The organism is Collinsella aerofaciens (assembly GCF_040926405.1).
GTDB lineage: Bacteria > Actinomycetota > Coriobacteriia > Coriobacteriales > Coriobacteriaceae > Collinsella.
Genome location: NZ_JBCOIG010000001.1, coordinates 86,750 through 109,913, shown reverse-complemented (window position 1 = coordinate 109,913; position 23,164 = coordinate 86,750). Strand labels below are relative to the sequence as shown.

Annotated in this window: 26 protein-coding genes and 1 tRNA gene; 22 read left to right on the top strand and 5 right to left on the bottom strand. The window is 59.0% G+C overall.

Going from position 1 to position 23,164, the window contains the following annotated elements:
• Positions 1-16: 16 nt before the first annotated feature.
• From cmk to AB5758_RS00450, 19 genes are all read left to right on the top strand, one after another.
• Positions 17-703: a (d)CMP kinase gene (gene cmk / locus AB5758_RS00540; protein WP_368141583.1), complete on the top strand. Its 687-nt coding sequence runs from the start codon at positions 17-19 to the stop codon at positions 701-703.
• 3 nt (positions 704-706) lie between these two features.
• Positions 707-1,435: a lysophospholipid acyltransferase family protein gene (locus AB5758_RS00535; protein ID WP_368141582.1), complete on the top strand. Its 729-nt coding sequence runs from the start codon at positions 707-709 to the stop codon at positions 1,433-1,435.
• Between the two features lie 2 nt (positions 1,436-1,437).
• Entirely contained in the window at positions 1,438-2,337 is a 900-nt protein-coding gene (locus AB5758_RS00530) for a 4-hydroxy-3-methylbut-2-enyl diphosphate reductase (RefSeq protein WP_148346665.1), read from the top strand.
• Between the two features lie 2 nt (positions 2,338-2,339).
• Complete coding sequence (locus AB5758_RS00525) at positions 2,340-3,782, top strand: DUF512 domain-containing protein (protein WP_368141581.1); 1,443 nt, start codon at positions 2,340-2,342, stop codon at positions 3,780-3,782.
• A gap of 10 nt (positions 3,783-3,792) precedes the next feature.
• Positions 3,793-5,127 (top strand): ribosome biogenesis GTPase Der, encoded by a 1,335-nt coding sequence (gene der / locus AB5758_RS00520; RefSeq protein WP_006236029.1) that lies wholly within the window; start codon positions 3,793-3,795, stop codon positions 5,125-5,127.
• Positions 5,120-5,803, top strand: coding sequence for a glycerol-3-phosphate 1-O-acyltransferase PlsY (gene plsY, locus AB5758_RS00515; RefSeq protein WP_148346663.1), 684 nt, complete (start codon positions 5,120-5,122; stop codon positions 5,801-5,803). Before der ends, plsY begins: the two co-directional genes overlap by 8 nt.
• Positions 5,804-5,812: 9 nt before the next feature.
• Complete coding sequence (locus AB5758_RS00510) at positions 5,813-6,820, top strand: NAD(P)H-dependent glycerol-3-phosphate dehydrogenase (protein WP_368141580.1); 1,008 nt, start codon at positions 5,813-5,815, stop codon at positions 6,818-6,820.
• Positions 6,821-6,838: 18 nt separating this feature from the next.
• Positions 6,839-7,510 carry a ribulose-phosphate 3-epimerase gene (rpe, locus tag AB5758_RS00505; protein ID WP_196031248.1) on the top strand — a complete coding sequence of 224 codons (672 nt, stop codon included), beginning with the start codon at positions 6,839-6,841 and terminating at the stop codon, positions 7,508-7,510.
• Between the two features lie 6 nt (positions 7,511-7,516).
• Positions 7,517-8,695 carry a cysteine desulfurase family protein gene (locus tag AB5758_RS00500; protein ID WP_368141579.1) on the top strand — a complete coding sequence of 393 codons (1,179 nt, stop codon included), beginning with the start codon at positions 7,517-7,519 and terminating at the stop codon, positions 8,693-8,695.
• Positions 8,692-9,501 carry a Nif3-like dinuclear metal center hexameric protein gene (locus AB5758_RS00495; protein WP_368141578.1) on the top strand — a complete coding sequence of 270 codons (810 nt, stop codon included), beginning with the start codon at positions 8,692-8,694 and terminating at the stop codon, positions 9,499-9,501. The genes AB5758_RS00500 and AB5758_RS00495 overlap by 4 nt, the downstream gene beginning before the upstream one ends.
• Complete coding sequence (locus tag AB5758_RS00490; RefSeq protein ID WP_117877380.1) at positions 9,498-10,217, top strand: zinc ribbon domain-containing protein; 720 nt, start codon at positions 9,498-9,500, stop codon at positions 10,215-10,217. The genes AB5758_RS00495 and AB5758_RS00490 overlap by 4 nt, the downstream gene beginning before the upstream one ends.
• Before the next feature lie 3 nt (positions 10,218-10,220).
• Entirely contained in the window at positions 10,221-11,432 is a 1,212-nt protein-coding gene (gene coaBC, locus AB5758_RS00485) for a bifunctional phosphopantothenoylcysteine decarboxylase/phosphopantothenate--cysteine ligase CoaBC (protein WP_368141577.1), read from the top strand.
• 80 nt (positions 11,433-11,512) lie between these two features.
• Positions 11,513-11,589, top strand: a tRNA-Pro gene (locus AB5758_RS00480).
• A gap of 293 nt (positions 11,590-11,882) precedes the next feature.
• Positions 11,883-12,587 (top strand): CDP-alcohol phosphatidyltransferase family protein, encoded by a 705-nt coding sequence (locus tag AB5758_RS00475; RefSeq protein ID WP_138374202.1) that lies wholly within the window; start codon positions 11,883-11,885, stop codon positions 12,585-12,587.
• Between the two features lie 66 nt (positions 12,588-12,653).
• A complete protein-coding gene (locus tag AB5758_RS00470) occupies positions 12,654-13,088 on the top strand; it encodes an FHA domain-containing protein (protein ID WP_006236002.1) in 435 nt (144 codons plus the stop codon).
• 3 nt (positions 13,089-13,091) lie between these two features.
• Entirely contained in the window at positions 13,092-13,970 is an 879-nt protein-coding gene (gene ftsR, locus AB5758_RS00465; protein WP_368155314.1) for a transcriptional regulator FtsR, read from the top strand.
• A gap of 40 nt (positions 13,971-14,010) precedes the next feature.
• On the top strand, positions 14,011-14,541 hold the full coding sequence (locus AB5758_RS00460; protein ID WP_118227237.1) for an adenine phosphoribosyltransferase: 531 nt from the start codon (positions 14,011-14,013) through the stop codon (positions 14,539-14,541).
• 59 nt (positions 14,542-14,600) lie between these two features.
• On the top strand, positions 14,601-15,701 hold the full coding sequence (locus AB5758_RS00455) for a coiled-coil domain-containing protein (RefSeq protein ID WP_052044182.1): 1,101 nt from the start codon (positions 14,601-14,603) through the stop codon (positions 15,699-15,701).
• Positions 15,702-15,865: 164 nt separating this feature from the next.
• A complete protein-coding gene (locus tag AB5758_RS00450) occupies positions 15,866-16,732 on the top strand; it encodes a DegV family protein (RefSeq protein WP_138112615.1) in 867 nt (288 codons plus the stop codon).
• 73 nt (positions 16,733-16,805) lie between these two features.
• Here the strand turns inward: AB5758_RS00450 and AB5758_RS00445 are convergent, their stop codons facing one another.
• Together AB5758_RS00445 and AB5758_RS00440 are read right to left on the bottom strand one after the other, a co-directional pair.
• A complete protein-coding gene (locus AB5758_RS00445; RefSeq protein ID WP_368141586.1) occupies positions 16,806-17,417 on the bottom strand; it encodes a DUF1836 domain-containing protein in 612 nt (203 codons plus the stop codon).
• Between the two features lie 153 nt (positions 17,418-17,570).
• The gene (locus AB5758_RS00440; protein WP_349091206.1) at positions 17,571-18,509 is read right to left on the bottom strand and encodes an NAD(P)/FAD-dependent oxidoreductase; all 939 of its coding nucleotides are present in this window, start codon (positions 18,507-18,509) and stop codon (positions 17,571-17,573) included.
• 60 nt (positions 18,510-18,569) lie between these two features.
• Between AB5758_RS00440 and AB5758_RS00435 the strand changes: the two genes are divergently transcribed.
• Positions 18,570-19,928, top strand: coding sequence for an MGDG synthase family glycosyltransferase (locus AB5758_RS00435; protein ID WP_368155312.1), 1,359 nt, complete (start codon positions 18,570-18,572; stop codon positions 19,926-19,928).
• A gap of 495 nt (positions 19,929-20,423) precedes the next feature.
• Here the strand turns inward: AB5758_RS00435 and dut are convergent, their stop codons facing one another.
• From dut to AB5758_RS00420, 3 genes are read right to left on the bottom strand one after another with little or no spacing between them, the layout of a single operon-like run.
• Complete coding sequence (gene dut / locus AB5758_RS00430) at positions 20,424-20,867, bottom strand: dUTP diphosphatase (RefSeq protein WP_035138481.1); 444 nt, start codon at positions 20,865-20,867, stop codon at positions 20,424-20,426.
• Between the two features lie 4 nt (positions 20,868-20,871).
• Positions 20,872-21,315 carry a transcriptional regulator NrdR gene (nrdR, locus tag AB5758_RS00425; protein WP_022093781.1) on the bottom strand — a complete coding sequence of 148 codons (444 nt, stop codon included), beginning with the start codon at positions 21,313-21,315 and terminating at the stop codon, positions 20,872-20,874.
• 51 nt (positions 21,316-21,366) lie between these two features.
• Positions 21,367-21,816: a LysM peptidoglycan-binding domain-containing protein gene (locus AB5758_RS00420; protein WP_035138484.1), complete on the bottom strand. Its 450-nt coding sequence runs from the start codon at positions 21,814-21,816 to the stop codon at positions 21,367-21,369.
• A 163-nt stretch (positions 21,817-21,979) separates the two neighbouring features.
• Here AB5758_RS00420 and lexA point away from each other — a divergent pair, with 163 nt between their 5' ends.
• Together lexA and AB5758_RS00410 are read left to right on the top strand one after the other, a co-directional pair.
• Positions 21,980-22,624, top strand: coding sequence for a transcriptional repressor LexA (gene lexA / locus AB5758_RS00415; RefSeq protein ID WP_035138488.1), 645 nt, complete (start codon positions 21,980-21,982; stop codon positions 22,622-22,624).
• A partial coding sequence (locus AB5758_RS00410) for a heparan-alpha-glucosaminide N-acetyltransferase (RefSeq protein WP_368155311.1) occupies positions 22,624-23,164 on the top strand: 541 nt, incomplete at its 3' end. The genes lexA and AB5758_RS00410, both read left to right, overlap by 1 nt.

The window sequence follows — 23,164 nt, the reverse complement described above, 5'->3', positions numbered from 1 at the left end:
CGAAAGGAAGCATTGCATGATCGTCGCCATCGACGGCCCCGCCGGATCCGGCAAGTCCACCATCGCCAAGGAGATCGCCCGTCAGCTTGGCTTTAACAAGCTCGACACGGGCGCCATGTATCGCGCCGTCACCTTCGCCGCGCTCGACCGCGGCATCGATCTGGATAACGAGGCGGCCATCGACGCTCTCGCCGAGCAGATTGAGATCCGCTTTACCAACGGCACCGGCGAGGACACGCGCCTGACCATCGACGGCCAAGACGCTTCGGCCGCCATCCGCACCCCGCAGGTCGACGCCAACGTGTCCAAGGTCTCGGCCTATCCGGGCGTGCGCGCCGCCATGCTCATCCACCAGCGCCGCGCCGCCGAGGACCGCGATATCGTGGCCGAGGGTCGCGACATCGGCACCGTCGTGTTCCCTAACGCGCAGGTCAAGGTCTTCCTGACCGCCGACCCGCGTGAGCGCGCCCGCCGCCGCGTGCTGCAGCGTCACCAAAACGACGCCCAGCCGCTCAGCACAGCGCAGCTCGAGGCCGAGGTCGACGAGACCCTCGACGCCCTTAAGCAGCGCGACAAGCTTGACAGCAGCCGCGAGGTCGCCCCGCTCGTGCCCGCCGAGGACGCCGTGCACGTCGACTCCACCGCCCACACCATCGACGAGGTCGTCTCGATAATCGAGGACCTTATCAACCAAAGGAGGTAGCCCATGCGCCTGTTTCAGCAGACGCCCGAGGACTATTACAACGCCCCCTACGCCGAGTTTCCAGCGCTCATCCGCGGCACCGTCGTCGTAGTCATGGCCATCCTTTGGGCCTTCTCCAAGCTCATGTGGCGCTGGAAGGTCGAGGACGCCGATCTTCTGTTTGAGCGCCAGGAAGGCCGCGGCAGCGTGGTCATCTGCAACCACACCTCGATGGCCGAGCTCTTGGCCGTGGAGACGGCGCTGTTCTTTGGGGGGCGCCGCATTCGTCCCATCTTTAAGTCCGAGTTCGCCAAGAGCAAGATTGTGCGTTGGGCCTTTAGCCGCGTCGGCGGTATCCCCGTCGAGCGCGGTACCGCCGACATGAAGTGCCTGCGCGCCGCCCAGCATGCGCTGCAGCGCGGCGAGGACGTCCTGATCTTCCCCGAGGGCACGCGCATCCGCTCGCGCGAGATCAAGCCCGAGGTCCACGGCGGCTTTGCGCTCATTGCCCAGATGGGCAAGGCGCCCGTCAACCCGCTCGCTATCTGCGGCTGGTCCGATATTACGCCTGCGGGCAAAAAGCTCATGCGCCCTAAAAAGTGCTGGATCCGTGCCGGCAAGGCCATCTCGCTATCCGATGCACCGGCCGAGCTCAAGCGCAAGGAGCGCCTGGCATGGTTTGAGTCCGAGGCCATGAACCGCGTCTACGCTATGCGAGACGAGCTGTGCGCCGAGCATCCGGGCAGGTACTAGCCATGAGCGAGAACGTTACGAACACTGCCGCGACCGCGTCCGACCAGGCAACAGCGCCTACCATCGAGATCGCAGCACACGCCGGCACTTGCTACGGCGTACAGCGTGCGCTCGATATGGCGCTGGCCGCCGCGCCGCAGGCAGGGGAGTGCACTCAGGTTCATACCTTGGGTCCGCTCATCCATAACCCCATCGTGGTACGCGAGCTCGCTGAGGCAGGCGTTGGCTTGGCCGAAACCCTGGATGACGCCGCAACCGGCACCGTGATCATCCGCGCCCACGGCGTGGTGCCGCAGGTAATCGATGCTGCCCGCAAGCGCGGCCTAAACGTGGTCGACGCCACCTGCCCCTACGTGAAGAAAGTCCATATGGCAGCCGAGCGCCTGGTGCGCGAGGGCTACCGCGTGGTGGTCGTAGGCGAGCCGGGTCACCCCGAGGTCGAGGGCATTCTTGGCCACGCCGGCAAAGATGCACAGGTCGTGAGCTGTGCCGCCGACGCCAATGCCTTGTCGCTCAAGGGCAAGGTAGGCCTCGTCGTGCAGACCACCCAGACCGCGCAGAACCTCGCCGAGGTCGTGGCAGCTATCACCCCGCGCGTGCAGGAGCTGCGTGTGATCAACACCATCTGCGCCGCCACGAGTGAGCGTCAACAGGCAGCAGCCGCACTTGCCAACCGCTGCGACTGCATGGTAGTCGTGGGCGGCAAGAACTCGGGCAACACCCGCCGCCTGGCGCAGATTTGCGCAGACGCCTGCGAGCGCACGTATCACATCGAGGAAACTTCCGAGCTCCAGGCCGCATGGTTTACCGACGCTCACCACATCGGTATCACCGCCGGAGCCTCCACCCCGCAAGAACACATCGAACGCGCCGTCACGCGCATCAAGGAGCTTTGCTGCTAACCATGGACCAGACCGTACCCGCATACGCCGCCGAGGTGGCCGATTACGGGCGCAGCCGCGACCCCGAGCCGGGTGAGGGCGCGCTCGTTAAGAACGTGCGTCCCGAATCGCCCGCATGGGATGTGGGTATCGAGCCGGGCATGCGCGTGCTCACGGTCAACGGCGAGCAGCTTACCGACATGATCGTGTGGCTCTGGGAGGCAGACGACGACACGGTCGACCTCGAGGTTTTCGACCCGCGCGATGGCACCGTCACCCCCGTGGGGCTCGATCGATTTCCCGGAGAGGATTGGGGTCTGGAGTTCGACGGCCCCATCTTCGACGGCATGCGTACCTGTGTGAACGCCTGCGTGTTCTGCTTTATGACGATGCTCCCCAAGGGCGGCCGCTCCACGCTCTATATTCGCGACGACGACTACCGCCTGAGCTTTTTGCAGGGCAACTTTGTCACGCTTACGAACCTCACCGACGAGGACGTGCAAAACGTCATCCAACGCAACATGAGCCCCATGAACGTGTCGGTCCACGCCGTGAGCCCCGATGTCCGCCGACGCATGATGGGCCGCAACGCCCAGCGCGGCATGGATGTGCTCGAGGCCATCATGGCCGCCGGCATCGAGATTCACGCGCAGATCGTGTTGTGCCCCGGCATGAACGACGGCGAGGAGCTGGAAAAGACCCTGCGCTTTTGCGAGGAGCACGAGCAAATCACAAGCCTGGGCATTGTGCCGCTCGGTTTTACCAAGCATCAGAACCGTTTTAGCTGGTCCTACAGCGACAAGCCCGAGCTAGCGCGCGAGACCATTGCCATGATCCGTCCCTACCAGGATCGTGCCTACGAACGCTTTGGCCGCCACACCTTCCAGATGAGCGATGAGTTCTATCTGGACGCCGGCATCGATCCTCCCGAGGCAGACTTTTACGACGGGTACCCGCAGTACTACGACGGCATTGGCATGATCCGCTCGTATCTGGACGAGACCGACGACGTGCTGGCTACCGACGCCGAGCGTCTGGCCCGCGTCCGCGAGGCCGTCGCCGCCCGCAACCAGCGGCTTCTGTGTCTCTCGGGCGCCAGCGCACGCGACACGGTGGCCCGCTTTGTGGAGTCGCCCCAGGGACTCGCCGGCACTGTCACGGCCATCAAGAACCGCTATTTTGGCGGCAACGTGGACGTGACCGGCCTCATCGTCGCGTGTGACATTCTGGAGCAGCTGCCGCAGGATCTCTCTGGGGTTATGCTCTTTGTGCCTAAGCTCATGTTCAACGCTGACGGCATGACGCTTGACGAGTATCATCGTGACGATTTACTCGCAAGCCTTACCAGTCGCGGCGCTGAGGTTCATGTGGTGTCGACCATGCCGCATGAGCTGCTCGATACCCTGGAGCACATCCTTGGCATTGTGCCTGCCGACTCTACTAATTCCGCTAACCCTACCCATTAAAGGAGAGCAGATGAAACCTATCGTCGCCGTCGTCGGACGCCCCAACGTGGGCAAGTCCACGCTCGTTAACCGCCTGGCCCAGACCTCGGACGCCATCGTCCACGAGTCCCGCGGCGTCACGCGCGACCGCTCGTATCACACGGCCGATTGGAACGGTCGTGAGTTCACCATCGTCGACACGGGCGGTATCGAACCGCTCAAGAGCGATGACGTCTTTGCCACGTCCATCCGCGACCAGGCGCTCGCCGCCGCCGAGGAAGCCGCCGTCATCCTGTTTGTGGTCGACGGCCGCACCGGCGTTACCGAGGAGGACGAGTCGGTCGCCCGCATGCTCAAGCGCTGCGACAAGCCGGTCTTTCTGCTGGTGAACAAGCTCGACAACCCCGATCGAGAGAACGACAGCATCTGGGAGTTCTATTCGCTCGGTATCGGCGAGCCCACGCCGCTCTCGGCGCTGCACGGCCACGGCACCGGCGACCTGCTCGACGATATCGTGGCCCTGCTTCCGGAGGAAGAGGACGAGGTCGCCGATGAGTTCCCCGACGCGCTGAACGTCGCCATCATCGGCCGCCCCAATGCCGGTAAGTCGTCGCTGTTCAACCGCATCCTGGGCGCCGACCGCTCCATCGTGTCCAACATTGCCGGCACCACGCGCGACGCCATCGACACGGTCGTCGAGCGCAACGGCAAGCACTACCGCATGGTCGACACTGCGGGTATCCGTAAGAAGAGCACCGTGTACGAGAACATCGAGTACTACTCCATGGTCCGCGGCCTGCGCGCCATCGACCGTGCCGACGTGGCGCTGCTCGTCGTCGACGCCTCCGTGGGCGTTACCGAGCAGGACCAGAAGGTCATGGGCTTGGCCATCGAGCGCGGCTGCGCCATCGTGGTGCTGCTCAACAAGTGGGACCTGCTCGACGACGATCGCAAGCGCGAGGCCTGCATGGAGACCATCGACCGCCGTCTGGGCGTTATGGCTCCCTGGGCCCAGTACCTGCGCATTTCGGCCCTGACCGGCCGCAGCGTCGAGAAGATCTGGGCAATGGTAGACGCCGCCGAAAAGACGCGCTCGCAAAAGATCAGCACCTCGCGCCTCAACACGTTCCTCACCGACCTGCGCGAGTTCGGTCATACCGTGGTGGACGGCAAGCGTCGCCTGCGCATGCACTACGTGACCCAGACGGGCGTCAATCCGCCGACGTTTACGTTCTTCGTCAACCACAGCGACCTGGTCAACGACACCTACCAGCGCTACGTGGAGAACCGTATGCGCTCGACCTTCGACTTTGCCGGCACGCCCATTCGACTCTTCTTTAGGAAGAAGGAGCAAAAGGATGCATAATCCGATTCTTCTGACCGCCATCTGCGCCGTGGTCTCGTTCTTTATCGGAGCGATTCCGTTTGGCCTGATCTTGGGCCGCGTGTTCAACCACACGGACATTCGCAAGGCGGGCTCCGGCAACATCGGCACCACCAACGCGCTGCGCGTGGCCGGCCCCAAGGTGGCCGCGCTCACGCTGCTGCTCGACTGCCTTAAGGGCGCCATCTGCGTCCTTATCGCGCGTCCGCTCATTGCCGACTTGGGCTATGGCTTCCCCGTGAGCATTATGGCCCCCGGCGCCGCCGGCGACTGGATGCTCGGCGTCATCTGCCTGGCAGCGGTGTGGGGCCACATCTTCTCGCCCTACCTCAATTTCCATGGCGGCAAGGGAATCGCAGTTGGTCTGGGCGTCATCCTCGCCTGGTATTGGCCAATTGGCCTGTCGCTGCTGGGCATGTTTATCGTGGCCGTCGCCATCACCAAGTTTGTGTCGGTGGGCTCGCTTGCCGCGGCCATCGGTCTTCCCATCGCTGCTTGCGCGGTCTTTCCGTACAGCAGCCTGGGCCTCAAGTTCTGCATGGCGATAATCGGCATCACCGTGGTGTGGGCCCATCGTGCGAACATCAAAAAGCTCATGACCGGTAAGGAGTCCAAGCTCTCGTTTACCAAGCGCGTCACCGAGCCCGACGATAAGTAGGAGAGAGTCATGAATGTTGCGCTGATTGGCTCCGGCTCCTGGGGAACCGCCGTCGCCGGCCTTGCCGCCGCGCGAGCCGAGCGCGTGACCATGTGGGCCCACAGCGAGCAGACGGCCGCCGGCATCAATGGCGAGCACCGCAACCCCCGCTACCTTGTGGACTACAAGCTGCCCGGCAACGTCGTCGCCACCACGGACCTGGTGCAGGCACTCGACGGCGCCGAGGCCATCATCTTCGCCGTTCCTTCGACGCACCTTCGCAGCGTGTGCCACCAGGCCGCGCCCTTTATCGCCGCCGATACCCCGGTGCTCTGCCTCACCAAGGGCATTGAGCCCGAGTCCGGCCTGCTCATGAGCGAGGTCATCGCCAGCGAGATTGGCAACGAGACGCGCGTGGCGGCGCTCTCGGGCCCCAACCATGCCGAGGAGATCTGCCGCGGCGGGCTTTCTGCCGCCGTCATCGCCAGCGAAGATCCGCAGATAGGGGAGATCTTTAAGGACCTACTCCTGTCCACGGCCTTTCGCATCTATCTGTCGCAAGACATGACCGGTGTCGAGGTCTGCGGCGCCATGAAGAACGTTATCGCCATCGTGTGCGGCATTTCCGCCGGCTCGGGCGCGGGCGACAACACGCTTGCCCTCATCATGACGCGCGGCCTGGCCGAGATTAGCCGTCTGGTGCATGCCCGCGGCGGTCAAGCTATGACCTGTATGGGACTTGCCGGCATGGGTGACCTCATTGCCACCTGCACCTCCGAGCATTCGCGCAACCGCACCTTTGGCTACGAGTTTGCCCACGGCGTTTCGCTCGACGAGTACCAGACGCGCACGCATATGGTGGTGGAGGGCGCCGTCGCCGCCCGCAGCGTGAGCGAGCTCGCCCGTTCACTGGGCGTAGACATTCCACTCACCTTTGCCGTGGAGCAAACGCTCTACAACGGTGTTACTTTGGATAGGGCGCTCGAGATTCTTACCGATCGCGTCCCTTCTCAAGAGTTCTACGGACTCACCGACTAGCGCAGAAAGGCTTCTACCATGGGTTCCATCAAAATCGCTCCGTCTGTCCTTTCGGCCGACATGGCCAACCTCAAGGGCGAACTCGACAAGATCGCCGGCGCCGACTACGTGCACTTCGACGTTATGGACGGTCACTTTACCGGCAACCTCACCTTTGGCGTTGACATCCTTAAGGCCGTCAAGCGCTCCACCGATGTACCGGTCGACGCGCACCTCATGGTGTCGAACCCCGACGAGACGGTCGATTGGTACGCCGACGCCGGTGCCGACATGATCACCGTGCACTACGAGGCTTCCACGCACCTGCACCGCACGCTCACCCATCTGCAGCAGCGCGGCGTCAAGGCCGGTGTGGTGCTCAACCCCGCCACCCCCGTGTGCGTGCTCGAGAGCATCATCGACGTCGTCGATATGGTGCTGCTGATGAGCGTGAACCCGGGCTTTGGCGGCCAGAGCTTTATCCCGGGCACCATCGCTAAGCTCCACGAGCTCAAAGCCATGTGCGAGCGCCACGGCGTGTCGCCCATGATCGAGGTCGACGGCGGCATCTCTTCCAAGAACATCGCCGAGGTCGTCAAGGCCGGCGCCAACGTGCTCGTAGCCGGCTCTGCCGTATTTAAGTCCGAAGATCCCGCCGCCGAGGTTGCGCTGCTGCAAAAGCTGGGCAACGAGGCCGCACAGGAGGCATAAACCCTTATGACCGCAGGTCAAAACCGCATACCCGTGAATCTTGACTATGCCGCCTCGACGCCCATGCGCGCCGAGGCGCGCCTTGCGCAGCGCGAATACGACGACAGCGAGCTCGCCGGCGTCAACCCCAACTCGCTGCACTCGCTTGGCCGCAAGGCCGCCGCACGCTTGGAAGTCGCTCGTCGCGAGATCGCCCGTAGCTTTGGCGCGCGCGTCCGCCCGTCCGAGATTATCCTTACCAACGGCGGCACCGAGGCCAACCAGCTGGCGCTGCTCGGTCTTGCCGAGGGCGCTCGTCAGCGCGATCGAAAGCGCGATCGTGTAATCGTTTCGGCCATCGAGCACGATTCGATTCTGGACAACCTGCCGCTGCTGCGTGCCGCCGGCTTTACCGTCGACCTGGTGCAGCCCTGCCGCGCGGGCTACATTGAGCCTGCCACGCTTGTCGAGCTGCTCGACGATGACGTGGCGCTCGTGAGCATTATGGTCGCCAACAACGAGACCGGCATTGTGCAGCCCATCCGAGAGCTGGCCGCCGCCGCACATGCTGCCGGCGCCTTGTTTCATACCGATGCCATCCAGGGCTACTTGCATATTCCGCTCGATGTCACCGAGCTGGGCGTCGATGCCATGACCGTTGCCGCGCACAAGATCGGCGGCCCTGTGGCATCCGGAGCGCTTTACCTTAAGAACCGCACGCCGCTGCGTCCGCGCATCTTTGGCGGAGGACAGGAAGCCGGACGACGTGCCGGCACGCAGGACCTGCGCACGCAGCTGGCCTTTGCCGCTGCCGCCCGCACGTTGGCGCCACGCGTGGCCCAGGAGCGTACGACGCTGCAAGCCCTTTCCGACAAGCTCTATGCCACGCTTACGGCTCATCCGCGTATTCATGCCACCATGGGCGACTACGCACAGGCCGATCGTCTGCCGGGTATGGTTTCGATCTACGTCGACGGCATGGACTCCGAGGAGCTCATCGTCAAGCTCGACGCCGCCGGCTTTGAGGTATCGGCAGGATCGGCGTGCTCAAGCGGCAGCATGGATCCCAGCCATGTTTTGAGCGCAATGGGCATCGGTCGTGAGCAGGCATTGGGCGCACTGCGCATTTCCTTTGATGACCGCGTGAATCCCGACGATCTGGACGACTTTGCCCAGACGCTACTCTCGATCGTAGGCGCCGCATGATCGTCGCCGAGCTCGAGCGTGCGCTGCTGGCGCGCTATCCCAAGGCGGACGCCGAGGGCTGGGATCATGTTGGGCTATCTGTGGGTGATCCCGCTGCAAAGATCACCGGTGTTGCCTGCGCGCTCGACGCGACCGAAGCCAACGTGAACCGCGCCCTCGAGGCCGGTGCCAACGTGCTGCTGACGCATCATCCCATCTATATCAAGGCGCCCGAGGCCTTTTGTCCGGCGGATTCCGCGCGTCCCCAGTGCAGCGCTGCACTGTACGAGGCAGCTCGTTGCGGCGTGAGCATCATCTCGCTTCATACCAACCTGGACCGCTCGCACGAAGCGCGCGTTCGCCTGAGTGAGTTGCTGGGCGCCGAGCCCATGAGCTCGCTGGAGCATGTGGACGAGCCTGAGCTCACCGGTCTGGGTGCACTCGCGACCCTCCACGACGCTTGCAACCTGCGCGATCTTGCCGCGCGCGCCGCCACGGCATTTGGTAACGACCCGCGCGTGTGGGGCGAAGCCGAGCGCCCGTGCCGCACCGTCGCCATTTTGGGCGGCTCCCTGGGCGACTTTGGAGAGTTCGCCATCGCCGCGGGCGCAGACGTTGTCGTGACGGGCGAGGCGGGATACCACGTGGCGCAGGACCTTGCCTTGCGTGGGCTGCCGGTGATCTTGCTCGGCCACGACCGCTCCGAGGAGCCGTTCGTGGATATCTTGGTGAACTCTGCAGTTGACGCCGGGGTCGACCCCCGTCATGCGATTAAAATACTGAACCCTTGCCAATGGTGGACTGTGACAAAAGGAGAGAACTTATGAGCGCCGGCGCTACGCTACTCAAGCTGCAACAGATCGATTTGGAACTCGCCCGCAACAAGAGCGAACTTGCCAATATGCCGGAGCTCAAGGAGCTCGCTTCCAAGCGCAAGACCTATGTGAAGCTCAAGTCCGAGATGACAAAGCTCTACGCCCAGCGCAAGGACCTGGACATTGAGCTCGACGACCTAAACACCACCGAGATCCAGACCAATAACGCCATCGAGGCCGCCAAGAAGCGCCATGTCGACGGCTCCGACTACCGCGAGGTTCAGGACCTGGAGAATGAACTCGCCACCCTGGCCAAGCGCCTGGACAAGATTGAGCACACCCGCAAGGATGTCGTCGTCGCCCACAAGGAGGCGCTCGACCGCGAGGCTCGCGCGCAGGCTATCATCGCCAAGTTCGAGGAGGGTGTGAAGGCCGATACCAAGGCTGCCCGCGCCAAGGCCGCCGACCTGCAGGCTCAAATTGATGCCGCCACCAAGGAGCGCACCGCGCTTGCCGCCACGCTGCCGACCGACGTGCTCACCGATTACGAGCGCCTGCTCAAGCAGTTCCGTGGCCTGGCCGTCGAGACCATTCAGGGCAACATCCCCACGGTCTGCCACACCGCGCTGCAGGCATCGTCCATGAGCGACCTCAACCACGACGGCAGCGAGATTACACACTGCCCGTACTGCCACCGACTCTTGGTGCTCCCGAGCAAGGAAGCTTAAACGATGGCGGCGCCCAATAATTCATTGCAACTTGAGGGAAAAACGATCCTGCTGGGTATTACCGGCGGGATCGCGGCCTATAAGTCGTGCAATATCGTGCGCCTGCTGCAAAAGCGCGGCGCACGCATCAAGGTCGTTATGAGCGAGCATGCCACGGAGTTTGTGGGGCCGCTTACGTTCCGCGCGCTCACGGGCGAGCCGGTCGCCGTGGGCCTATTCGACGACCCCTCCGACCCCATCCACCACATTTCGCTTGCACAGGAACCCGACCTGGTGGTCGTGGCGCCTGCCACGGCAAATATCATCGCTAAGATGGCCAACGGCATTGCCGATGACCTCATCTCCACGACGCTGCTCGCCACGCCGCGACCCATTGTAATCGCGCCGGCCATGAACAATGGCATGTGGAAGGCGCCGGCAACCCAGGCCAACATGGCCACGCTGCGCGAGCGCGGCGTTCACGTGGTAGGACCCGGCAGCGGCTACCTTGCCTGCGGCGACGTCGACACGGGACGCATGAGCGAGCCCGAGGACATCGTCGAAGCCATCTGCGAGGTGCTCAACCCCGTGCCCCAGGACCTTGCAGGCAAGCGTATCGTGATCACTGCCGGCCCCACGCATGAGCCAATCGATCCGGTGCGCTTTATCGGCAACCGGTCGTCGGGAAAGATGGGCATCGCCCTGGCGGGGGAGGCCGTACGCCGCGGCGCTGCGGTCACGCTCGTGCTGGGACCGACGTCGCTCGATGTTCCCCGCGGCGTGGAGTGCGTGCGCGTGCAAACCGCTGCAGAGATGCTGCAGGCCGCACTGAGCGCTTTTCAGACGGCCGATGCGGCCATTTGTGCGGCAGCTGTCGCCGACTACACACCCGCCGCTCCCGCCGACCATAAGCTCAAAAAGGCCAACGAACGCCTCGATCGCATCGAGCTGGTCGAGACCGTTGACATCTTAGCCGAGCTTTCGCGTCAGAAGGGCGAGCGATGCGTGATCGGCTTTGCGGCCGAGACCGACAATGTTGTCGAGTACGCCGAACGCAAATTGGCCCGCAAGGGCTGCGATGCCATTATCGCCAACGATGTCTCACGCGCCGATTCGGGCTTTGGAACCGATACGAACAAGGCCTGGATCGTGAGTAAAGCGGGTACGCAAGAACTTCCTGTGCTAACAAAACCCCAGCTCGCAGATACAATTTTGGACTTGCTTCAAAATTTGTAAAAAAGTTCTTGCACAAGGCTAAAGTTTCGGGTTAATATACTCCCTGTTGCGAGCGAGAGCAGAGCAACAAACAAAAGCTTCGGGACGTGGCGCAGCTTGGTAGCGCACTTGACTGGGGGTCAAGGGGTCGCTGGTTCGAATCCAGTCGTCCCGACCAGAAGTTTGCAGGTCAGGCACCTAGTGCCTGACCTTTTTTGTTTTAATCACCATGATTATTTTGCTTAAAGCAACAACGTTCCCGCTCGATGTAATCACCGAATCAAAACGTGTACATCAGCCACCAAAATCGACATTTTTCGACATGTTTGGAGGCTGATGTACACGAATGCGAAATCCCCGCCGCCTAAAAGCGCCCTCCACATGTCTGGACTCTCTATGCTTACGCTGGATAGACATCGCCGGAACGGGTATAGTATCGAAAGTTTTGTCGTTAACCAGCGGGGGAGTCCTGTGGGCATCAAAAAGAAGATCAAAAAGGAGCTTATCGGCACTTCCGATTACCCGTCGAATAAGATCTTTACGATCTCCAATTTCATCACCTTTACGCGCCTGATCCTCACCCTGGTATTTCTATACCTGTTTGTGACGGACAACAACCGCGTCATCGCCATCGTTATCTACGCCGTTGCCGCCTCCACCGACTGGATGGACGGTCAGATCGCTCGCATGACTAAGACGGTCTCATGGCTCGGCAAGGTCATGGATCCCATTTGCGACCGTGCGCTGCTGTTCACCGGCGTCTTGGGGCTGGTGGTCCGCGGAGAGCTGCCCATCTGGGTCTGCGTGCTCATTATTGGCCGCGACATCTATCTGGGCATCGGCACGCTTATCGTGCGCCATTATCACCGTCGCCCCATCGATGTTGTCTTCCCCGGAAAGATTGCCACAGCGCTGCTCATGACCGGCTTCTCGCTCATGCTGCTCGGGTTCCCCGTTATTGACGGCCTGCATCTTTTACCTTCAGCCCTTACGGCCTTCCCGGGCCTCAACGGAAGCTCGATGCCCCTCGGCATCTTCTTTGTGTACGGCGGCGTGATCTTCTCCATGCTCACCGCTGTCATCTACTCCATTAAGGGCGGAGCGGCCATTAAACAGGCTCTCACGCATCCCGAGGACGAGGACATCGACTTTCTGAACCCTGAAATCGAAGACTGATTCGTTGGGGTATGATTACGTACGGTTCATTATTTGCGGCACGTCCGCGATAAGTTAGGGGTTGTCATGGACAACATGGTTAACAATATGCCTCAGAATGATAAGACTGCTGACGCTACCTGCGTATTCCGCGTGCCTTCAAGCGACGTCACCGTTCCCGACCTCATGGCCAACGTGCGCATCACCGCCCCCGTTCTGTCCATCGTCAAGGGTCCGCAGACTGGTGCCGCTTTTGAGCTCGAGGATGACGTGACCACCATTGGCCGCGATCCCGCGAACGGCATCTTCCTCAATGACATGACCGTTTCGCGCAGCCACGCGCGCATTATTCGCGAGGGCCTCGGCGCTCGCATCGAGGACTTGGGCTCGCTCAATGGCACCTGGGTCGACGGTGCCATCGTCAATGCAGCCCCGCTGCACGACGGTTCTTCCGTCCAGATCGGTACGTTTACGCTCATCTACCACGAGAGCACGCCGGAGCGCATCGAAACCGGTGAGTAGGGCATGGCCGAACGCAACTATCTGAGTATCGGCCAAGTCGTCAACCTACTTCGAGGCGCATACCCCGATCTTTCGAACTCAAAAATTAGATTTCTAGAGGATGAGGGGCTCATTACCCCTCATCGTACGCCTAAGGGATACCGTCAGTACTCCAAGGAGGACGTTGATCGCCTGGAGGTCATTCTGCACCTGCAGAAGACCCGCTATATGCCACTCAACGTGATTAAGCAGCGCTTGGAAAACGCCACGGACCTGTCAACGCTCGCTTACGAGGTGGGCTTGCTGTCCGATGTTCCGCTCAAGACGGAGCCCAAGGAGACTAAGCAAAAGCTGCATCCTATCGAGACCATTCCCGATATGCTGGGCGTCGAGATTTCGTTTATCCGCTCGCTCGCCGAGAACGACCTCATTCGCATCATCAAGAGTCCGCAAAATCGTGAGCTCGTCGATGGTCGCGATTTCCCGATCATCCGCTACTGCTCCGAGCTGTCACGCTTCCATATCGAGCCGCGCAACCTGCGTCAGTACGTGTCTTCCGCCAACCGCGAGTCCTCGATGTTTGAGCAGGTGCTCGTGAGCATGCTCGGCATTGACACCTCCGATGACGAGCGCGACGCCAAGCTCGAGCGTGCGTTTAAGAAGCTTCACGACCTGACGGAGGGCGTGCACACCGCGCTGCTCAAGAACCGCGTTTTTGAGTCGCTCAACGCCGTGGTCGAGGACGCCGACATCGATGCACTCGATGAGGAAATCACTCGCTCCGAGTCAACCAAGGCCAAAAACGAAGAGATAGGCGCGCCGGCTTCGCACGAGGATTCCCTCGTAAAGCCGCTCAAGGTCGTCACCCCTTCGCAATCCGGCACCGCCACCGCGGGCAAATAACAGCTGCCGCTTATCCGGCAACCCATTGAAAGGTCATGCAATGTACGACTTCGAATCTCAAATCGTCGACATCCCCGACTATCCCGAGCCCGGAGTCATCTTTAAAGACATCACGCCGCTCTTTGGCAATCCCGAGGCGCTCAAAGCCATGACCGATGCCCTCGCCGAGCACTTTGCCGGCATGGGAATCACCAAGGTCGTGGGTCCCGAGGCTCGCGGCTTTATGGTTGGCGTACCGGTGGCTGTAGCCCTTGGCGCCGGCTTTGTTCCCGCACGTAAACCTGGCAAGCTACCGCGCGAGACCGTAAGTCAGAGCTACGAGCTCGAGTACGGCACCGATTCAATTGAGATCCATGCCGACGCTATCAGCTCTAAAGATACCGTGTTGATTCTGGACGACTTGGTCGCGACGGGCGGAACCGTCGAGGCAACAGGTAAACTGGTGCGAGATATGGGCGCAAAGCTTGTCGGTTACGGTTGTATCCTTGAGCTTGCGTTTCTCAACCCGCGCGAGAAGCTCACACCGTCTAATGACGATGTGGAGCTCTTTAGCCTGGTGACGGTGGACTAGCCGTTACCCTTAGTTACTGGAAAGGAAGCTACATGCGCACAGCAAACACGCACAAAAACATGGCACGCTGCGCTGCTACGGCAACCCTCGCTTGTGTTTTGGGCTTGGGCCTCGCGGCTCCTGCCTACGCCGATACCGCATCCGACCTTGCCGCTGCTCGTACGAAGCTCGAGCAGATCGGTACCCAAACTCAGCAGATTTACGATGAGCTCGCCACGCAGACGCAGGCGCTCGATCAGACTGCTGGCGAGATCACGCAAAAGCAGCAGGAGATCGCCGATGGTCAGGCCAAGCTCTCGACCTATGTCGCCGGCGAGTACAAAACCGGCGGTCTGAGCCTGCTTCAGGTTCTGACGGGCGTCGATGACCTGAGCGATATGCTCAACCGTCTGTTCTACTACGGCAAAGTTTCCGATAAGCAGGCTCAGACCATTCAAGAGGTCAAGGAGCTCAAACAGCAGCTCACCGATAAGCAGGCCGAGCAGGAAAAGAACGTCGCCACCACGCAAAAGAAGGTCGACGAGCTTAACGCCCAGCAGGCTGAAGCACAGAACGTCGTAAACTCTCTGGATTCACAGCTGCAGGCTGAGCTTGCCGCTGAGGCCGAGGCCAACGCCGCGCTGCAGGCCGGCATCAACGCCAGTACCGCCGAGAAGGCCACGGTGAGCAACGAGACTGCCGGTGCGACCGAGAACACCAACAACGGTGGCCAGACCAGCAATAACAACAACCAGGGCGGCAACACTCCGGCTCCTACGCCGGCACCTGCTCCGACACCGCAGCCCTCCACGCCTGCCCCGGCTCCGACGCCTTCTGCTCCGAGCCAGTCCGTCGATGGCGGTTCTGTTGTCTCGCGTGCATACAGCAAGCTTGGTTGCGCCTATTCCTGGGGCGGAATTGGCCCGAACAGTTTCGACTGCTCTGGTTTTGTTAGCTATTGCCTCACTGGTCGCTATTGCCGCCTGGGCACCACGGGCACCTTTATGGGCTGGACGCGTGTGTCCGATCCGCAGCCCGGTGACGTTGTGGTCAACTCGTACCACACCGGCATTTACATCGGTGGTGGTCAGATGATTCATGCTTCCGACTACAACACGGGTGTTATCATCAGCTCCGTTGCCGCCGGCATGAACAACAACTATATCTTTGTGCGTTACTAAGTATTCAGATAAAGCAAACGGATATGGACCTCGTGGCTTTGAGTCATGGGGTCCATTCTTTTGCCTTTAGTGCAGTCCGCTATCTAGTTTTGAATACTAGATAGCGGCCCAATCGGTCTGCAAGATGGCTATAATTGAATGGGAACGATTAGAAAGGACCCTCTATGAGCTGGGCACTTATCTCCGATTCAAGCTGCAACCTCCGCGATTGGCAACCGATCGCACCCCATACCACCTTTGCATTTGCTCCCCTCAAAATTCGAGTGGGGGAGCGTGAATTCGTCGATGACCTTTCGCTCGATGTTCATGAGCTCAACTGCGCTGTTCAGGCGGAGACGAATGCCTCTTCGAGCGCTTGTCCCAGCGTGGGGGAGTGGGCCGAGCTCTTCAAATTGGCAGACAAGACCATCTGCATGCCGATCTCTGAGGGCGTGTCGGGCAGCTACAACGCGGCAGCCACGGCTCGCGATATGGTTCTTGCCGAGGAGCCCGACCGACAGATTCATCTAGTCAATTCACGCGCAGCTGGCGGCAAAATGGACCTCATTTTCTTGCTGTTCGACCGCTATCTTGCAAGCAATCCGAATGTCTCATTCGAGGATGCTTGCGCATACTTCGATAGCCTTGAACAGAACAGCAAAATCCTCTTCAGTTTGTGCAATTACGAAAACCTCGCCAAAGCCGGACGTATCCCTAAGGCAGCCGGCGTCATTGCCAACAAGCTCAATATCCGCATTTTGGGCACGGCGAGTGAGGCCGGTAAAATCGAACTCGTCGGGCACACGCGTGGCGAAAAGAAGATGCTCAACAAGATCATCGACACTATGGAAGCCGAGGGCTTTACGGGCGGTGAGGTCATCATCGATCACGTTGAGAACGAAGCTGGAGCCCAGGCGCTTACTGATCGCATAGTCGAACATTGGCCCTGCTCCAAGACCATCATCATGCCCTGCAACGGCCTGGATTCCTATTACGCCGAGATGCACGGCCTGATCATCGGCTACGGCATGGGCGTAGCTTCGGGCAAATAAAGTCCAACCAAGCAAAAAAACGGGCGGGACAAAGCGACAGATGGCTCTTTGTCCCGCCCGTTTTATACGTCGGCTAGCTATTAAACCCGTTGAACTTGAGATAGCTCATCAAGTAAGCCTTCGAAACAAAGGATGAAACCGCGCTGCGCACAAGCAGCGACTCACGCGTTACCTGATGCGCCGTATCGGGAACCGGCGTCTGCTCGACGGAAAACGCCGAACGAATCGATGCCTCGAGCTGATCGACCACATAATCAAAGGCCGTCGGGGCATCGTAGCTCAAACGCTGAATGTTAAAGAGTGCCTGCACCGCAGCAATAGGTAGCACCTGCTTAAAGATGCAGATAGCGATCAGGCGGGCAATCTGCTCGCGGCCATATTGCTTTTTGACCGGAGCAGGCACCAGGCCGACCTTCACGTAGTTATTGATCATCGATGGCGTAATGACAGGCTGCTCAACGCAAATGGACAGCGGCTCCATCCACAGCGCAACATACTCAATAACCTGGTCGCGGTAGAGCGTCACATTGGGCAACTGGTTATAGCGCGGCAGACACAACGTATTAAGTTTGCGCACGATATCGGACTGAATAAATGCATCGGGCAGCACCGTAGGCTGAATATCCTCAGGCTTAATGCTGACCGATGTATCGGACATCGGGATAACGCGTTTGGCGTGGTTCATAAGGATCCTCCGTTCATTTTCTATATTGTATTCTAGATTATCTAGTTTTGCATACCACATAGCCGGCAAGATAAATGGCGGGATAGTGCACTGATGCATCATCCCGCCATTTAGTTAATTGATAGCAACCTTACATAAGATATATTATCGTACTTATCCGCGGAGAAACGCGTATGCGCCCGTTGCTGCTATGGCTCCGTCAGAAACGGCGGTCACAACCTGACGTAAGCGCTTGGAACGGATATCGCCAGCAGCAAATAGACCTGGCGTGCGGGTCGCCATGGATTCATCAGTCAGAATGCCGCCATCAGGCGCCAGATCGACAAGATGCTCAACAAGCTCGGTATGGGGTTGCGTCCCGGTAAAGACAAAGATGCCAAACGAGCCAGGCTCAAAGGTCTCAGCATGCGTCTTACCGCTTGCATTGTCCTTGAACGTAATTGTCGTGGGCATCGCTTCACCAGAAAGCTCAACAATACTAGTTTGGTACCTAACTGTAATATTGTCCTTTTTGAGTACTTTCTGAACAACACCATCAGGCGCACGGAACTGGTCGCGACGCAGCACGATGGTCACACTGCTGGCAATGTCTGACAGGAACAGTGCCTCTTCGCATGCCGAATTGCCACCACCGATTACAAAGACCTGTTTGCCGCGGAAGAACATGCCGTCACATGTTGCGCAATATGAAACGCCACGACCGCGATAGGTATCCTCGCCAGCGAAACCTGCCGGACGCGGCGTGGCACCCATGCAAGCGATAACGCTCGAGGCAAGCGTATCGCCCATATCGTGATGCACCGTAAACAGCGCTGCATCGGCATCGTAATCGATACCCGTAACCATGCTCCATGTAACCTGCGCTCCCAGCCCCTCTGCATGTTGCTGAAAACGCTCGCCGAGTTCGGCGCCACTCAAGAGCGGAATGCCCGGATAGTTCTCGACCTCATTGGTCGTGGCGATCTGTCCACCCGACATGCCCTGCTCAATCACGGTCGTCGTCAGGTTGGCACGCGCAGCGTAAATGGCGGCAGCATAGCCCGCGGGGCCTCCACCGATAATCGCAACATCAATCGGCTGATCGGTAGTCATGAAGAATCCTCTCGTCGAAACGTTGTCGTTCTTTGCGCTCATACCCAAATTTACGTGAACATGACACTCATGCACTACAATGATAAATCGCGTAACAAAGCTGAAGGGGAGTTATCGATGGATCAAACGCAGACGAGCAATAGCGCTCCCCTGCCCATGCAAGCCACTCCCCAACCGGAGCAAATGACCGTTTTACCTGCACAAAAACCCCTGGTAACCATTGTGCACGCATCAGTTGGATCGGGCCACAAAGCCGCCGCCAACGCGATTGCACAAGCATTTGACCTTATCCGCGGCACCAAGGGAATCCCTGAGGATATTGAAATTGAAGTGCTCGATATCCTTGATTTTGGACGTATTAAATTCGACGGCAATAAGACCGCGGCTTCTTTTACGGGAGCAACACGCCCCATCTACGACCTGACCTGGCGATATACGCTTACGGGACATCTTCTTTGGGGTGGCGGCACGGCATGGTCGCGAATTATGTTCCCCGCCTTCAACGAATATATTCGTAGCCGCAGGCCCATAGCTGTGGTCGCAACGCACATCACAGCAGCCAATGTTGCCGTGGGTGCCCGCGTAATTACGGGTATCGATTATCCGGTCATCTGCGTACCGACCGACTACGAAGTCGAGGGCTGGTGGCCCCACAAGGACACCGATCTATTCTGTGTTGCCAACGAATTTATGGCCGAAACGCTCCGCCCCCGTAAGGTCCCCGAAGCAAAGATTCGCATTACAGGTATCCCCATTCGCGCCGGGTTTGACACGGATTACAGTCGCAAGGAAGAACTTCAGAAGTTCAACCTCCCCGTCGACAAGACCATTGTGCTGGTAATGGCCGGCGCCAGTTTACCTCAACCGTACGTTCGCTTTCGCGCGGAGATGGACCGCACCCTCCCCTTCCTGCGCAGCTTCGAGGACATGCACTTTATCTTTTTGCCGGGCAAGGATAAGGAATACGCCACCCGACTCAAAACGCTCTTCGACGCCATGAAGCTCGAAAACGTCACAGTTCTGGACTACGTGGATGACATGGCGGCCCTCATGCACGGCTGCGACCTGGCAATCCTCAAGTCGGGCGGGCTCACCGTCACTGAGTGCCTGTGCGCGCATCTGCCGATGATTCTGCTGGGCAAATCATACGGTCAGGAAAAGGCCAACACAACGATGCTCACCGGCATGGGCGCCAGCATGCATGTCACCACCGCACGAGAACTCATCGTAACCCTACGTCACTTGCACGACCATCCCGAATCACTCAAAGCCCTACTCATCAACGGCGAAGTACTACGCCGCCCTCACGCTGCCAAAGACATCGCCATCGCAACCATGGAGCTCGTAGGCAAGCCCCAAAAGCGCAAACGAGCCTTCTGCCGCTTCTACTGGGGCGGAAAGCCCGCGCATATCCGCTAGTCGAATGTCCGCCGCTCTGCCGGAGCCGCCCTTATATCGTTCCACGCGCAGTTTCGCAGCGAAGCGAGAATGTTTGAGCATGGAATGATATAAGGGCGGCTCCGGCAGAGCGGCTGCGTTTACTTACTAGCAGCTACTTCGGTATCCCCTCCATTAGAACCTGCAAAGGTAAAACAGGAAAATATAAATACAGTAAGCCGATGCGACAAAGGCGGTATCCCTTTGCCGCATACTAACTAGAACCTAAAACACATTCCCGGTTAGGATTTACAAGGATGTAGTCCAGCTAATAGAGAGTCAGAACAACAAACAAGTCGTAATTATATTGATGAGGCCCACCGCGCAAGTCGAAATACATATTCAAGTATGTGGCCTCTCACCCGGGGCCCACACATATCGTCCCGCGCGCAGTTTCGCAGCGTAGCGAGAATGTTTGAGCACGGGATGATATGTGTGGGCCCCGGGTGAGAGGCCAACTCTACATCTTGAAAATGATTAAGCGACGCCGCTGGAGCCGAAGCCTCCGTTGCCTCGGTCGGTTTCGTCTAGTTCTTCTACTTCTATGAGGTTAACCGTGGGGACTTCTTGGATGACGAGTTGGGCTATGCGGTCGCCTTTGTTGATTTGGATGTTGTTTGAGGGGTCCAGGTTGATGAGGATAACCTTGAGTTCTCCTCGGTAGTGGGCGTCGATGAGGCCAGGCGTATTGACTATAGACAGGCCCTGCTTGATGGCGAGACCGCTGCGGGGCTGGACGAAGCCGGCGTAGCCATCGGGCAGGGCGATGGCCAGCCCGGTAGAGACCAGACGACGTTCGAAGGGCTTCAGGACGCAGTCCTCGTTGGAGCGCAGATCCAAGCCGGCATCGGTGGGATGGGCGTATTTGGGAAGCTCGACGGTGGGGTCGAGACGCTTTATGTTGACGGTAATGCAGGACATGGAATCACCTTAGCTTGTCGAGCTCTTGCAGAAACTCATCGACGTCTTTGAAATCGCGGTAGACCGAGGCAAAGCGGATGTACGCCACCTTATCGATCTTGGCCAAGCGCTTGAGCACCATGTCACCCAACTCATGCGACGTGACGGCCGTCAGCGTGCGAGAGCGCAGCTCGACCTCGATATCGTCGATAATCTCATTGAGCTTCTTAGTGTCGATATCGCGCTTGATGGTGGCACGCATCAAGCCGACGAGCAGCTTATTGCGATCGAACCGCTGCTTAGTTCCGTCCGACTTAATGACCTCAATTGGGTCTTCGCATCGCTCGAACGTTGTAAAGCGGTAGTTACACGAGCAACATTCGCGACGGCGCTTAATGGTGTTATTTGACTCCTGCATACGGGAATCAACGACGCGGGTATGTGCCTTGCCGCATTTAGGACAGCGCATGGTACCTCCTCTTAAACGATAACAAGAGTACCATGCGCAGCGCGATAATGATTACGAACGAGCAGGAACCTTAAGATGCGCACTGGCGGCGAGCGAACCATGCTCCAGATGATTGACGTTACGGATCATGTCGGAAGTCTCTTGCGTGGAAAGGCCTTCGATTGGATATTCCTCGGCAAGCGACCAAAGAGAATCACCAGGCTGAACGCGAATGGTCTCGTAGGTAACGTTGGAAACGGACTCGGCATACGCGGCGTGACGAGCGCTAAAGACCGACGTAGCGAGGACAAAAAAGAGCGTGAGCGCAACGGCGACGGCAACAATCGTCGAGACCTTCAGGGCAGCGGGAGTCGGCGCGGCAACAGCATACTGAGTGCGAGCAGACTTTACGGGCAAAGGCTGATAACCGGAACGTCCACCCTTGACAACAGTAAAAGCGGGCGCGGCAGGCGTCTCGAGCTTAAGGGCGAGGTTTCCCTGGACCATATTCGTTGCGTTCATCATGTTCTCCTCTCGCGTGTTTTGCTGAGAACAGTTTTATCAAGCCGCGCGGACAAAAATGTCTAGCGCGAGAACGAATGTTCGGTTATTATTATCTTCGAACAGTTGTTCCTGTCAAGCAAAATTCGAACATTTGTTTGACATGGGTAGAGAGGATGCCCTGATGGCTCGCAAAATTACCAAGCGTCAGCAGCAAATTTACGACTTCATCAAGGAATATCAGCAGGAGAAGGGTTATCCGCCCAGCGTGCGCGAGATGGCTTCTGCCGTGGGCCTATCCTCTCCCAGCACCGTGCACGCCCATCTCTCTGCCCTGGAGGCGCGCGGGCTACTCAAGCGCGATGCCACCAAACCGCGCGCCCTGGAACTCTTTAACGAGGACGGTTCCTCTGTCTCAATTTCTAAATCTGACGAGCCCACCGCACCTCGCGGAACGGTCTCGCTACCGCTCGTTGGTCGCGTCGCGGCTGGGATTCCCATTCTGGCCGAGCAGAATATCGAAGACACTTTTACTATCCCGACCGAAATCGCCACTGATCAGGGTTCCTTTATCCTTGAGGTGCATGGGAGCTCAATGATCAATGTCGGCATCTTCAATGGCGATTACATCATCGTCCGTGAACAAAAGAGTGCCATGAACGGCGAAATTGTCGTGGCCATGATTGATGGTTCAGCGACCGTCAAGACATTCTACAAGGAGCAGGGACGCGTACGCCTGCAGCCCGAGAATGACACCATGGAGCCTATCTATGCAACGAATCCCATCATCTTGGGCAAAGTCGTCGGCTTAATGCGCCGGTTCTCGTAATGCAAAAACGCATCACCATCTTTGATACCGTCCGCGGGTTTACGATGATTTCAATGGCAGGTTTTCACGCTTGCTACGATCTCGCCTACCTGTACGACTGGGATATGCCCTGGTTTACCCAGACCGTCTTTCAAGACATCTGGCGCGCCAGCATCAGCTGGGTATTTTTGTTTATCGCGGGTTGGATGTGCACCCTTTCGCGCAACAATATCAAACGTGCCGCCAAATACGCCTTAGCAGCACTCGTCGTCTGGCTGGCAACAACACTTGTCTCAGTCGACGATTCGGTTAATTTTGGCATCATCTACTGCATGGCCGCATGTACCGGCATCGTGGCGTTGACCGATCCCGTCCATAAGAAGATATCGGCGAGATGGGGCATGTCGCTATGCCTTGTGTTGTTCGCCCTCACCTGGAGTATCCCCAAAACGATCTACCCTGTCCCCTACCTGGCGTGGCTGGGATTTCCGAGCCTTGGGTTTGTTTCAGGTGATTACTACCCCATCATCCCGTTTATCTTTATGTATCTTGCAGGATACT